Raw genomic sequence first — 12,663 nt, 5'->3', positions numbered from 1 at the left:
CATGAGTGCCGACATGCCCAATGGGCATGCATCCCCGTGTACGCGTTCGACAGACAGGCCGAGCATCACGAGTCCAGAGCGAGGAAGGCATCGGGATCGGCGTGTGGGCGGGGGTCATGAGACGGCAGGTACCAGGGGGTGGTCCGGCAGAGGCCGGAGTCCCCATGAAGCATCCGGAGAAAGAAAGGGTCGACGGGGTCGCACCGGGGGACGGACCGCAGAAACAGCTCAAGCGCATGCTGGGCAAGGCGGACCTGAGGGCTGTACCGGAGACCAGGCGCGCACTACGCGAACTGCTCCGTCACTGGGGCAGGCCGGGCAGATCGGAGATCGCCGAACTGCTCACCAGCGAGCTCGTCACCAACGCGCTGGTGCACACGGACCGCGACGCGGAACTCACGGCGACGGTGGGCCCGAGCGGCCTGCGGGTCGAGGTCCGGGACGACACGGACCGCCGGCCGAGACTGCGCGTACCGATCGCCGACGACGGTACGAACGGCAGAGGCCTGCTCCTGGTCCAGTCCCTCGCGGACGCCTGGGGCGTCGTGATGCTCGGCGCGGGCGCTACCGGAAAGGTGGTGTGGTTCGAACTGGACGGCGGCACCGCGTGACCTGCACGTCACGACAGTGCCGCCGCACCCTGCGCACCGGCTGACGAAGCGTCAGCCGAACTGCTGCTCAAGGTCCTTGAGCTTGCGCTCAAGGGTGTCGAGCCGGGGCAACGCCTGAGTGTCGTCCTCCGCCGTCAGATCGACGGTGGCGGGCGGCGGCGGTTCAGTCCCACTCCTGACGGCCTGGAGCGAGGGGCGGGCGCGCAGGGGAAGCTGGTCCTGCGAGAGCTCTGGGGGCGTGCTCCCAGGCGATATGGCAGGCTCCGCGCCGCCCTGGGCGGAGCCCGCCGAGGCCGTCACGGCCGGCACCTCCACCTGGCGCCCGCCGCGCCCGCTGAAGGAGCGGTGACCACGGCTGAGCGCGCGCAACTGCGCGCGCTCCAGCTTCCCGTGCTCGCGCCGCCGCATCCGGTCCTGCGTCTTGAGCCGCTTGTCCTCGCGCACCTCGTCGACGGCCTCGTCCAGCGTCCGTACGCCCTCCAGGAGCATCAGCGACCAGGCGCAGTACGTCTCCCGCGGCGCGCGCAGCCACCGCACCATCCGGATCTGCGGCAACGGCCGCGGCACCAGGCCCTGCTCACGCAGCGCCGCGCGGCGCGTCTGCTTCAGGGCACGGTCGAAGAGCACCGCCGCCGACAGGGACATGCCCGCGAAGAAGTGCGGGGCGCCCGCGTGGTCGAGCCCGCGCGGCGCGTGCACCCAGTTGAACCAGGCGGCGGCGCCCGCGAACGTCCACACGAGTATGCGCGAGCCGAGCGCGGCGTCGCCGTGGCTCGCCTCGCGCACCGCGAGCACCGAGCAGAACATCGCGGCGCCGTCGAGCCCGAACGGGACGAGGTACTCCCAGCCCCCGGACAGGTTCAGGTTCTGCCGGCCGAAGCCGACGAGCCCGTGGAAGGAGAGAGCGGCGGCGACAGCGGCACAGCAGAACAGCAGCACGTACGAGGCGGAGCCGTAGACGGCCTCCTTGCGCCTGCGACGCTCCTCGCTGCGCTCCCACGACTCGTCGGACGACGATGCGCCTTTCTTCCCGTTGTCCCCGGCGCGCTTGCCGCGCGCGAGCACCGCCACCGCCGCCAGCAGGCCCAGGAGCAGCACGGCGCCCGGAAGCAGCCAGTCCAGCGATATGTCGGTCAGTCTCATCTGGGGTCCCTTGCGTAGCGATAGGGCGTACGGGGCGCCATATTGGCCCAGCCGCATGAGCCCGCAGGGGGTTTCGGGACAAGACAACGCCATTGGAGTGCAAGGGGGCGTGCAAAGTGGCCGTACGCTCGAACTCCCGCTGGAGAAAGGGAAGTCGAGTTCGATTTACGTCACCCGGACGGGTGGTTCGGACGGGTGCGGGTGGTGCTCAGACCGCGGCGGCGGCCGAAAGGCGTGCGATGCGGTCCGCGTCACAGGTACGCGGACAGGTCACGCAGGTGTCCTCCGGACGCAGCGTGTAGAAGAAGCAGCAGCTCGCGCGGTCCCGGGTCGGCAGCGACTCCCCGGCGGGCCCGGTCAGCTCGCGGAACGCGGCCTTCCCGACGTACGGCTTCGTCGTGCCGGGCAGCAGCTCCTCCAGCTCGGTCATCGCACGGCGCTCCTCGCCGAACAGGTGGCCGATGTACCAGAGGCCCTCGACGATCTCGTCCGTGGCCATGCCCCACAGGGCGCGCGGGCCGCGCCGCATCCGGGGCCCGAACCCGGTGAGGACGGGCTCCAGGTGTTCGGCGACGGCTGCCCGCAGCTCACCGCGCAGAGCCTCCTCGTCCGGCACGACGTGCGCGCCGGGCAGAGCGGCCGCCGGGTCGTCGGGCAGGCAGGCGAAATCGGTGACGCGTACGGCCATCCGGCCCAGCGCCCGCTGGAGCGAGACGTTCGCGACGGGAAAACGCGGCACCCGGCGGTGCAGGAACCACGGGACCGTGATGAGCAGGCAGGCGGGCCACGCGTAACGGTGCAGACCGAAGCTGGCCACGACATCGGGCCGGGCCTGCTGCCCGTAGTCCTTGAGGACCTGCGCGTTGTCCCAGGCGAGGAAGGCGTCCAGCGCGGCGCCGCCCTCGGCGAGCTGCCGCGCACCGACCCAGCCCGCGTCCTCGGGCAGCGGCCGACCGGGGCCGAGCTCGTCGATGCGCAGGCTCGGGAACACCTCGGTGAGGCGGGCGTAGGCGGCCGTGACCGCGCTCTGTGTCGCGGCAGGCGCCGTGGTGACGAGGGGCATGTAGTGACCACCGAATCACAGGCGTTTGCAGGTAAGCCTTACCTTACCCGACGGATCCGGGGTTTGAACTGTGGCCCCGGCGGCCTATCGTTCTTGGTTGAGTCCGGTACGAACGGCCGGCCGGGGCCAGGAACGGCGGCGAAGGGATGACCGGGGTGAAGCAGGTCGGAGAGCAGACCGGACCGCGTCCGGCGCGCGGCTCCGCGAGCGCTTTCGGCGTACCCGAGCAGCGGTCCGCCACGGCATGGGCCGCGGCGCCGGTACCGGCGCCCGGGCGGAGCCGGGGCGAGCACACCCACAGCGAGCCGCCCACGCCGCGCTTCGCCGGGCGCGGCACGGTCGAGCGGACCTCGGTCCGCGGGCAGGTCCTGGACGCGCTGCGGGCCGCTCTCCTGTCCGGCGAGCTGGCGCCCGGCGAGGTCTACTCGGCGCCCGTCCTGGGCGAGCGGTTCGGCGTCTCGGCGACGCCCGTGCGCGAGGCGATGCAGCAGTTGGCCCGCGAAGGCGCCGTGGAGGTCGTGCCGAACCGGGGCTTCCGGGTCGCCGAGCGCACCGCCCGGGAGCGGGCGGAGCTGGCCGAGGTACGCGGCCTGGTCGAGGCGCCCATCGTGCTGCGCCTCGCCCGGACCCTGCCGGCGGACCGCTGGGCCGCGCTCAGGCCCAGCGCCGAGGACACCGTCGCCGCGGCGGCCTGCGGCGACCTGGCGCGCTACGCCGACGCCGACCGGGCCTTCCACCGTGCCGTCCTGGCCCTCGCCGGGAACGAACAACTGGTCCGCATCGCCGACGACCTGCGCCGCCGCATGGTCTGGACAGGCTGCGACCTCCGCGCGGACGCGGCACAGCACGTGGCACTCCTGGACGCCCTGGAGGCGCAGGACATGGCAGCGATAAACACGGCGGTCCACCAGCACTTCGCCTAGTTCGAGCCTCTCCGTCGGCCAAGAATAAGCCCCTCCGGCGCTTGAGGAGCGGGGTCCGGGGCAGAGCCCCGAGCCCAGACGCGGGCCCACCCCTCAAGCGGCGGCAGGCAACGCCCCGGCCAACCACGTAGGCACACCCCCGAGCAACCGAAACAACCGCCCGGCCTCGGCACGAAGCCGCGCCGCGGTCTCCGGCTCAGCCTCCGCCTCCGCCTCCGCCAAAGAAACCAGCGCCGGAGCGGTCCCCACCAAATACCCCAGCTCCTCCCGCAACCGCAGCGACTCCGCGAACCCGTGCCGCGCCTCCGCCAACTCCCCGTCCCGCAGCGCCAGTCCGGCCAGCTGCCGCCAGGTGAAGGAGACAAGCAGCGCGTCCCCGTGCGCCGTGGCCCCCGCATGCGCCCGGCGGTAAGCCGCCCGCGCCGCCTGCGGGGAGTCGGCCAGGTCCTCCGCCAACAGCCCCCGGCGGAAGTCGAGCAGCGCCCGGCCCGCCGCGCCGGGCGCGATGAGCGCCGCCGCGCGGCCGAACGCCGAGCGGGCCTCGTCGACCCGGTCCCGGACCCTCAACAACGTAGAGGCGTAAGCGAGTTGGCCGCGCTCACAGGCAGCCGCGCCGCGCTCCTCGTCCGTGTGGGCGACGGCCTCCGCGGCGCGCAGCGCGTCCTCCGCCTCGGCCCAGCCCTGCTCCGTGTAGAGGCACCGCTCGCCGAGCAGCGCCGCGCGCTGCAGCGCGGCGGCGGGATCCGTGGCCGCATGGGGATCGAGCAGTGCGGCCGCGTCCGCCCAGCAGCCGCGCGAGCGCAGCCGCCATACCGCGGTCTGGAGTGGATCGTCCCCTGCGTTCGTTCCCGTACCAGACATGGCGGTATGCGCCACGTTGCCCTCCCCGAGCACGCCATCGAGCCGAGTTGTCGTGGGGCATCTCAGCACGGATCGCGGCGCCCGGCCAAGAGGGTGGGTGAAAGATTTCACAAAGGGATGGGGTTCCGGCCCCGGCCCGCGGCCGCCGTCGCGTCAGCTCATGCGCAGGGCCAGGAAGAAGTCCAACTTGTCTTCCAGGCGCGAGAGATCACGGTTCGTCAGCTGCTCGATCCGGCCGACGCGGTAACGCAACGTGTTGACGTGCAGGTGGAGCCGGGCCGCGCAGCGGGTCCACGAACCGTCGCAGTCGAGGAACGCCTCCAGGGTCGGGATCAGCTCGGCCCGGTGCTTGCGGTCGTACTCGCGCAGCGGGTCCAGGAGCCGGGCCGTGAACGCGCGGCGCACATCGTCCGGAACGAACGGCAGCAGCAGCACGTGCGAGGCCAGCTCCTGATGGCCGGCGGCGCAGACCCGGCCCGTGCGGGCGGCCGCCACCCGGCGGGCGTGCCGGGCCTCCTCCAGGGCGCCGCGCAGCCCCTCCGCCGAGTGCACGGCGGCGCTGACGCCGATCGTCAGGCGCCCGTCGTCCGAGAGCCCCGCCGCCAGCGGGTCCCGTACGGTCGCGAGGAGCGAGTCCGCGATCAGGCCCTGCTCGGAACCGTCGTGCTCGGCGGAGACGGCGGGCAGCGGGACGAGCGCGACGGCCTCGTCGCCGGTGTGGGCCACCGCGATCCGGTCGGACGGCTCGGACCCGGCCGCCAGCGGATCGACCAGGATCTCCTCGAGGAGGGACTGGGCGACCGGGCCGCCCTCGATCTCCCCGCCCTCCCACTCGACGCGGGCCACGACGACCTGCCAGTGCGGGGCCGCGCCAAGCCCTGGCAGCAGGACGGGGGCCGTCACACGCAGCCGCGCGGCGATCTCGGCCGGGGCCGCGCCCGTCTGGACCAGCTCCAGGACCTCCTGGGCGAGCCGGCGGCGTACCGTACGGGCCGCGTCGCGCCGGTCGCGCTCCACCGAGATCAGCTGGGTCACGCCCTGAAGCAGGTCGAGCCGCTCCTCGGGCCAGTCGCTCGCGTCGGCCTCGACGGCGAGCAGCCAGTCCGACAGAACCGTCTCGCGGACATCACGGGACGCGATCACCGCGTTCCGGCCACCCGAGCGGATCCCGAAGACGGAGTACGTCGTGGAGTCGATCCTCACCCGGTGCGGGGCCCGGCGCCCGGCGCGGGCCGCCGCGAGGTGCTCGGCGGCGAGGCGGGCGCAGACGTCGGCGGGCAGGTCGGGCCCCGACGCGTTCGAGCCGGCGATGGCGCGGCCGGCGGGGGAGAGCACCCACGCCCGCAGGTCCAGGTCGCTGCCGAGCAGATCGAGGACCACGTCCGGGCCGCCACCCGCGGGGCCCGACGTCATCAGGCGCCGGTGCCGGTCCACGACGGCGGCCAGGTCACCGGCGCGCTCGCCCGAGACCTGGCGGACGACGTGCTCGGTGATCGTCGCGAACGCCACCGACTCGTTCACCGCGAACAGCGGCAGGCGGTGCCGGACGCAGGCCTCCACCAGGTCCTCTGGGACCGCGCCCAGCTCGGCCTCGCCGGCCGCGAGGGCCGCGACGCCCGCCGTGGACAGGATCCGTACGAACGGTTCGGAGTCGGCGGCGTCCCGGCGCCAGGCGAGGCCCGTCAGGACCAGCTCACCCCCGGACAGATAACGGCTGGGGTCCCGCAGGTCCGTGGTCATCACGCCACGGACCGTGCGGTCCAGCTCGTCCTCGCCGCCGAGGAGCCTGAGGCCCAGCGCGTCCGTGTCCAGCAATGCGCGCAGCCGCATGTCGTCGTCGCCGCCGATCTGTCTCGAACTGTTTCCTGAGTGTCAGCAGGAAAACGGAGAGGTTACTGATGTCCTCCGTTCATACGAATCTACAAGACACCCGTGTCGGCCAGCCAACTCCTTCATGGTTTCCGTGACTGACCCTGGTGGAGCACCGGGCGGTGTACTGAGCCCACTCCGCGTTAACAGCACATGAACGAGCCCTCGTGATCCGCACATCCGTGGCTCGAACTGATCGAACGAACCACGAACGACGAAGAAGAGAGCCGCTCATGGACTTCCTTCGCCCCGCCAGCTGGGAGGAGGCGCTCGCCGCCAAGGCCGAGCACCCCACAGCTGTGCCGATTGCGGGTGGCACCGATGTCATGGTCGAGATCAACTTCGACCACCGGCGACCCGAGTACCTTCTCGACCTCAACCGCATCAGCGAGCTGAGCGAGTGGGAGGTGGGCGAGGGTCCCGCGGGCACGGTCCGGCTCGGCGCCTCCGTCCCGTACACCGCGATCATGGAGAACCTGCGGACCGAGCTGCCGGGTCTGGCGCTCGCCTCGCACACCGTCGCCTCGCCGCAGATCCGCAACCGCGGCGGCGTCGGCGGCAACCTCGGCACGGCCTCACCGGCCGGCGACGCCCACCCGGCGCTGCTCGCCTCCGGCTGCGAGGTCGAGGCCGAATCCGTACGCGGTTCCCGGCGCATCCCGATCGACGAGTTCTACACCGGCGTGAAGCGCAACGCGCTCGCCCCGGACGAGCTGATCCGCGCCGTCCATCTGCCGAAGGCCGACGGACCGCAGCAGTACTCCAAGGTCGGCACCCGCAACGCCATGGTGATCGCCGTGTGCGCCTTCGGCCTCGCGGTCCACCCCGAGACGCGCACCGTGCGCACCGGCATCGGCTCGGCCGCGCCGACCCCGATCCGCGCCAAGGAGGCCGAGGAGTTCCTCAACGCCGCGCTCGACGAGGGCGGGTTCTGGGACAACGGCAAGATCATCACCCCGTCGGTCGCCAAGCAGTTCGCGGACCTGTGCGCCGCCGCCTGCAACCCGATCGACGATGTGCGCGGTACCGCCTCGTACCGCCGCCACGCGGTCGGCATCATGGCCCGCCGCACGCTGACCTGGGCCTGGGAGTCGTACCGCGGCACCGCCGCTCATTCGGAGGGAGTCGCGTAATGCGCGTCAATTTCACGGTCAACGGCCGTCAGCAGGAAGCCGACGACGTGTGGGAGGGCGAGTCCCTGCTGTACGTGCTGCGCGAGCGGATGGGCCTGCCCGGTTCCAAGAACGCCTGTGAGCAGGGCGAGTGCGGGTCCTGCACCGTCCGGCTCGACGGTGTGCCGGTGTGTTCGTGTCTGGTGGCCGCCGGACAGGTCGAGGGCCGCGAGGTCGTCACCGTCGAGGGCCTCGCCGACTTCGCGAAGAACCGTGCCTGCGGCGGTCACGAGAGCGGGACCTCTTTGCAGTCCGCGCAGGGCTGGCAGGCCGCCGAGGGTACCGACTCGCAGACCGGCGAGGGCACCGAACTCGCCCCGATCCAGCAGGCGTTCATCGACGCCGGCGCCGTCCAGTGCGGCTTCTGCACGCCGGGTCTGCTGGTCGCCGCCGACGAGATGCTGGAGCGCACCCCGAACCCGTCCGACGCGGACATCCGCGAGGCCCTCTCCGGCAACCTGTGCCGCTGCACGGGCTACGAGAAGATCATGGACGCGGTACGGCTCGCCGCCGCGCGGCAGTCCGCACCCGTTTCCGGTCAGGGGGTCTGACGAAGATGGCCGACACACGTACCACCGGCATCCCGTTCAATGTCACGCAGCGCTCCCAGACCAAGGGCGGCATCGGCGAGTCCACGCTCCGCCCGGACGGCACCCTCAAGGTCACCGGCGAGTTCGCGTACTCCTCCGACATGTGGCACGAGGACATGCTGTGGGGCCAGATCCTGCGCTCCCCGGTCGCGCACGCCGAGATCGTCTCCATCGACACCGGCGAGGCTCTCGCGACGCCCGGCGTCTACGCGGTCCTCACCTACGACGACCTGCCCACCGACGTGAAGAACTACGGCCTGGAGATCCAGGACACGCCGGTCCTCGCACACGGCAAGGTCCGCCACCACGGTGAACCCGTCGCGCTGGTCGCCGCCGACCACCCGGAGACCGCGCGCCGCGCCGCCGCCAAGATCAAGGTCGACTACCGCGAACTGCCCGTCATCACCGACGAGACGTCCGCGACCGCGCCCGGCGCGATCCTCGTCCACGAGAACCGCGACGACCACCACATCGGCCACGCCCCGCACCCGAACATCGTGCACCGCCAGCCGATCGTGCGCGGCAATGTCGAAGAGGCCCGCAAGCGCGCGGACGTCATCGTCGAGGGCGACTACTACTTCGGCATGCAGGACCAGGCGTTCCTCGGCCCCGAGTCGGGTCTCGCCGTACCGGCCGAGGACGGCGGCGTCGACCTCTACGTCGCCACCCAGTGGCTGCACTCGGACCTCAAGCAGATCGCCCCCGTCCTCGGCCTGCCCGAGGACAAGGTGCGCATGACGCTGTCCGGTGTCGGCGGCGCGTTCGGCGGCCGCGAGGACCTGTCGATGCAGATCCACGCCTGCCTGCTCGCGCTGCGCACCGGCAAGCCGGTCAAGATCGTCTACAACCGGTTCGAGTCGTTCTTCGGCCACGTCCACCGCCACCCCGCCAAGCTCCACTACGAGCACGGGGCGACCAAGGACGGCAAGATCACGCACATGTCGTGCCGGATCGTGCTCGACGGCGGCGCCTACGCCTCCGCGTCCCCGGCCGTCGTCGGCAACGCCTCGTCCCTCGCGGTCGGCCCGTACGTGATCGACGACGTCGACATCGAGGCCATCGCGCTCTACTCGAACAACCCGCCCTGCGGCGCCATGCGCGGCTTCGGCGCGGTCCAGGCGTGCTTCGCCTACGAGGCGCAGATGGACAAGGTGGCCGACGCGCTGGGCATGGACCGGGTCGAGTTCCGCCAGCTCAACGCCATGGAGCAGGGCACGCTCATGCCGACGGGGCAGCCGGTCGACTCGCCGGCCCCGGTCGCCGAACTGCTGCGCCGCATCAAGGCGATGCCGATGCCGCCCGAGCGCCAGTGGGAGTCCAGCGAGGGCTCCGACGTGCGCCAGTTGCCCGGCGGACTCTCCAACACCACACACGGCGAAGGCGTCGTACGCGGCGTCGGCTACGCGGTCGGCATCAAGAACGTCGGCTTCTCCGAGGGCTTCGACGACTACTCCACCGCCAAGGTGCGCATGGAGGTCATCAACGGCGAACCCGTGGTCACCGTGCACACCGCCATGGCGGAGGTCGGCCAGGGCGGCATCACCGTCCACGCGCAGATCGCCCGCACCGAGCTGGGCGTCACACAGGTCACCATCCAGCCCGCCGACACGCAGGTGGGATCGGCGGGTTCGACGTCCGCTTCTCGCCAGACATACGTCACCGGTGGCGCCGTCAAGAACGCCTGTGAGCTGGTGCGCGAGAAGGTCCTGGAGATCGGGCGCCGCAAGATGGGCACCTACCACCCGGCGTGGGCGACGGCCGAGCTGCTGCTCGAAGGCGGCAAGGTCGTCACCGACGGCGGCGAGGTCCTCGGCGACCTCGTCGACGTCCTCGAAGGCGAGGCCGTCGAGGTCGAGGAGGAGTGGCGCCACCGGCCCACCGAACCCTTCGACCTGCGTACGGGCCAGGGCAACGGGCACGTGCAGTACTCGTTCGCCGCGCACCGCGCCGTCGTCGAGGTCGACACCGAGCTCGGCCTGGTCAAGGTCATCGAACTGGCCTGCGCGCAGGACGTCGGCAAGGCGCTCAACCCGCTCTCCGTGATCGGCCAGATCCAGGGCGGCACCATCCAGGGCATGGGTATCGCCGTGATGGAGGAGATCGTCGTCGACCCGAAGACGGCGAAGGTCAGGAACCCCTCCTTCACCGACTACCTGCTCCCCACCATTCTCGACACGCCGACCATCCCGGTCGACGTGCTCGAACTCGCCGACGAGCACGCCCCGTACGGGCTGCGCGGCATCGGCGAGGCCCCCACCCTGTCGTCCACCCCGGCCGTCCTCGCGGCGGTCCGCAACGCGACGGGTCTGGCGCTCGACCGGACTCCTGTCCGGCCCGAGCACCTGACGGGCACGGCCGCTTCGGCGTAGCCCTTGCTCGATCAGGCGCGGGGGACGCCGCTTGGACGTCGTCCCCCGCCCTTCACCGCCGTCCGTCTCGGGCCGTCCCCCGGGTCGTGCAGCCATCCCAAAACCCGCACGCGCAGAGGCAGTTCGCGGGTGCCCCTATGAACCTTGGGAAACGAGGCACCATGACCCAGCAGTCCGTGGAGCCCAGGACCACCGCCGACGACGCGGGCGCGGGTTCGCGTCAGCCGGCCGGCCGGTCCTGGCTCGACAGGTACTTCCACATATCCGACCGGGGATCGACCGTCGCGCGTGAAGTGCGCGGCGGCGTCACGACCTTCATGGCCATGGCGTACATCCTCCTGCTCAACCCCCTGATCCTGTCCGGCAAGGACGCCGCCGGTGACACCCTGGGCCAGAAGGCCCTGATCACCGCGACCGCCTTCGCCGCCGCGTTCACCACGCTCCTGATGGGCTTCGTCGGCAAGGTCCCGCTCGCCCTCGCTGCCGGTCTCTCCGTCTCCGGTGTGATCTCCTCGCAGGTCGCCCCCACGATGACCTGGCCGCAGGCCATGGGCATGTGCGTGATGTACGGCGTCGTGATCATGCTGCTCGTCGTCACCGGGCTCCGCGAAATGATCATGAACGCGATCCCGCTGGCGCTCAAGCACGGCATCACCATGGGCATCGGCCTGTTCATCGCGTTGATCGGCCTCTACAAGTCCGGCTTCGTGCAGGTGGGCAAGGCGACCCCGCTGGCGCTCGGTGCTACGGGTGAACTGGCCGGCTGGCCGGTGCTGCTCTTCGCGGGCACGCTCCTCCTGATCTTCATGCTCCAGGCGCGCAACACCCCCGGCGCGATCCTGATCGGCATCATCACCGGCACGGCCGCCGCGATGATCCTCAACGCGCTCGACGTGATCGACCCGAAGCAGTGGGCGAACGGCGCCCCCGAACTGCACGGCAGCGCGGTCTCCACGCCGGACTTCTCGCTCTTCGGCCACGTCGAGTTCGGCGGCTGGGGCGAGGTCGGCGCGATGACCGTCGGCATGATCGTCTTCACGCTCGTGCTCGCCGGCTTCTTCGACGCGATGGCCACCATCATCGGCGTCGGCACCGAGGCGAAGCTCGCCGACGACAAGGGCCGGATGCCGGGCCTGTCCAAGGCGCTGTTCATCGACGGCGCGGGCGGCGCGATCGGCGGCGTGGCGGGCGGCTCCGGCCAGACCGTCTTCGTCGAGTCGGCGACCGGGGTGGGGGAGGGAGCCCGCACGGGTCTCGCCTCCGCCGTCACCGGCCTGTTCTTCGCGGCCTGCCTGTTCTTCACGCCGGTCACCGCGATCGTCCCGCAGGAGGTCGCGTCCGCCGCGCTCGTCGTCATCGGCGCCATGATGATGATGAACGCCCGGCACGTCGACTGGGCCGACCGCGCCACCGCGATCCCGGTCTTCCTGACCGTGGTCCTGATGCCCTTCACGTACACCATCACCACCGGTGTCGCGGCGGGTGTCATCTCCTGGGCCGCCATCAAGATCGCCCAGGGCAAGGCGCGGGAGATCGGGGCCTTCATGTGGGGCCTGACGGTGATCTTCCTGGTGTACTTCGCCCTCAACCCGATCGAGAGCTGGCTCGGCGTCCACTGAGGCGGCGGATCTTCGCCTCTCGAAGGCCCTCGTCCCTCGTACCGCTGACTTCGTCCCTCGTGACCGCTGACTCGTCCCTCGTAACCGCTAAGGAGACCGACCCATGCTGGACATCGCCGAAGAGCTCAACCGGTGGGTCGAGCAGGGGCGCGACTTCGCCGTGGCCACCGTGGTGGCCGTAGGCGGCAGCGCGCCACGCCAGCCGGGCGCGGCGCTCGCCGTCGACGGCGAGGGCACCGCGATCGGCTCGGTCTCCGGCGGCTGCGTGGAGGGCGCGGTCTACGAACTGTGCCGCGAGGCGCTCGAGAACGGCACCCCCGTCCTCGAACGCTTCGGGTACAGCGACGACGACGCCTTCGCCGTGGGTCTCACCTGCGGCGGCGTCATCGACATCCTCGTCACGCCGGTACGCGCCTCGGACGAGGCCGTACGCGGCGTGCTGG

At 71.5% G+C, this 12,663-nt stretch carries 11 protein-coding genes; 7 read left to right on the top strand and 4 right to left on the bottom strand.

The genetic code is table 11. From position 1 onward, the window contains the following. Positions 1–164 precede the first annotated feature (164 nt). Positions 165–611 (top strand): ATP-binding protein, encoded by a 447-nt coding sequence (locus ABD366_RS28720; protein WP_324767926.1) that lies wholly within the window; start codon positions 165–167, stop codon positions 609–611. Between the two features lie 51 nt (positions 612–662). On the opposite strand, the gene ABD366_RS28715 is transcribed toward ABD366_RS28720, so the two are convergent. Together ABD366_RS28715 and ABD366_RS28710 are read right to left on the bottom strand one after the other, a co-directional pair. Continuing rightward, the gene (locus ABD366_RS28715; protein ID WP_324767928.1) at positions 663–1,754 is read right to left on the bottom strand and encodes a DUF2637 domain-containing protein; all 1,092 of its coding nucleotides are present in this window, start codon (positions 1,752–1,754) and stop codon (positions 663–665) included. 208 nt (positions 1,755–1,962) lie between these two features. Continuing rightward, on the bottom strand, positions 1,963–2,817 hold the full coding sequence (locus tag ABD366_RS28710; RefSeq protein WP_324767929.1) for a (2Fe-2S)-binding protein: 855 nt from the start codon (positions 2,815–2,817) through the stop codon (positions 1,963–1,965). Between the two features lie 146 nt (positions 2,818–2,963). On the opposite strand from ABD366_RS28710, the gene ABD366_RS28705 reads away from it, so the two are divergent. Continuing rightward, a complete protein-coding gene (locus ABD366_RS28705) occupies positions 2,964–3,740 on the top strand; it encodes a GntR family transcriptional regulator (RefSeq protein ID WP_411293671.1) in 777 nt (258 codons plus the stop codon). 93 nt (positions 3,741–3,833) lie between these two features. On the opposite strand, the gene ABD366_RS28700 is transcribed toward ABD366_RS28705, so the two are convergent. Both ABD366_RS28700 and ABD366_RS28695 read right to left on the bottom strand, forming a co-directional pair. Continuing rightward, positions 3,834–4,616 (bottom strand): hypothetical protein, encoded by a 783-nt coding sequence (locus tag ABD366_RS28700; protein WP_324767931.1) that lies wholly within the window; start codon positions 4,614–4,616, stop codon positions 3,834–3,836. Between the two features lie 138 nt (positions 4,617–4,754). After that, a complete protein-coding gene (locus tag ABD366_RS28695) occupies positions 4,755–6,431 on the bottom strand; it encodes a PucR family transcriptional regulator (protein ID WP_324767932.1) in 1,677 nt (558 codons plus the stop codon). A gap of 272 nt (positions 6,432–6,703) precedes the next feature. Between ABD366_RS28695 and ABD366_RS28690 the strand changes: the two genes are divergently transcribed. The 5 genes from ABD366_RS28690 to ABD366_RS28670 form a co-directional block, all read left to right on the top strand. Continuing rightward, entirely contained in the window at positions 6,704–7,603 is a 900-nt protein-coding gene (locus ABD366_RS28690) for an FAD binding domain-containing protein (RefSeq protein WP_324767933.1), read from the top strand. Further along, positions 7,603–8,193 carry a (2Fe-2S)-binding protein gene (locus ABD366_RS28685; RefSeq protein WP_324767934.1) on the top strand — a complete coding sequence of 197 codons (591 nt, stop codon included), beginning with the start codon at positions 7,603–7,605 and terminating at the stop codon, positions 8,191–8,193. Before ABD366_RS28690 ends, ABD366_RS28685 begins: the two co-directional genes overlap by 1 nt. A gap of 5 nt (positions 8,194–8,198) precedes the next feature. Beyond that, entirely contained in the window at positions 8,199–10,601 is a 2,403-nt protein-coding gene (locus ABD366_RS28680; RefSeq protein ID WP_324767935.1) for a xanthine dehydrogenase family protein molybdopterin-binding subunit, read from the top strand. A gap of 161 nt (positions 10,602–10,762) precedes the next feature. Further along, positions 10,763–12,220 (top strand): NCS2 family permease, encoded by a 1,458-nt coding sequence (locus ABD366_RS28675; RefSeq protein ID WP_324767936.1) that lies wholly within the window; start codon positions 10,763–10,765, stop codon positions 12,218–12,220. A gap of 103 nt (positions 12,221–12,323) precedes the next feature. After that, on the top strand, positions 12,324–12,663 hold a 340-nt coding region (locus ABD366_RS28670; protein ID WP_425576980.1), incomplete at its 3' end, for an XdhC family protein.

Origin of the sequence: Streptomyces kunmingensis, assembly GCF_039533535.1 — a bacterium.
Lineage (GTDB): Bacteria > Actinomycetota > Actinomycetes > Streptomycetales > Streptomycetaceae > Streptomyces > Streptomyces kunmingensis.
Note: the sequence above shows the minus strand (reverse complement) of the source record. Positions and strands in the feature narration are given on the sequence as shown.

Coding starts and splice junctions, on each gene's coding strand:
- ABD366_RS28720 (WP_324767926.1), top strand. CDS start 165: ATGAAGCATCCGGAGAAAGAAAGGGTCGACGGGGTCGCACCGGGGGAC.
- ABD366_RS28715 (WP_324767928.1), bottom strand. CDS start 1,754: ATGAGACTGACCGACATATCGCTGGACTGGCTGCTTCCGGGCGCCGTG.
- ABD366_RS28710 (WP_324767929.1), bottom strand. CDS start 2,817: ATGCCCCTCGTCACCACGGCGCCTGCCGCGACACAGAGCGCGGTCACG.
- ABD366_RS28705 (WP_411293671.1), top strand. CDS start 2,964: ATGACCGGGGTGAAGCAGGTCGGAGAGCAGACCGGACCGCGTCCGGCG.
- ABD366_RS28695 (WP_324767932.1), bottom strand. CDS start 6,431: ATGCGGCTGCGCGCATTGCTGGACACGGACGCGCTGGGCCTCAGGCTC.
- ABD366_RS28690 (WP_324767933.1), top strand. CDS start 6,704: ATGGACTTCCTTCGCCCCGCCAGCTGGGAGGAGGCGCTCGCCGCCAAG.
- ABD366_RS28685 (WP_324767934.1), top strand. CDS start 7,603: ATGCGCGTCAATTTCACGGTCAACGGCCGTCAGCAGGAAGCCGACGAC.
- ABD366_RS28680 (WP_324767935.1), top strand. CDS start 8,199: ATGGCCGACACACGTACCACCGGCATCCCGTTCAATGTCACGCAGCGC.
- ABD366_RS28675 (WP_324767936.1), top strand. CDS start 10,763: ATGACCCAGCAGTCCGTGGAGCCCAGGACCACCGCCGACGACGCGGGC.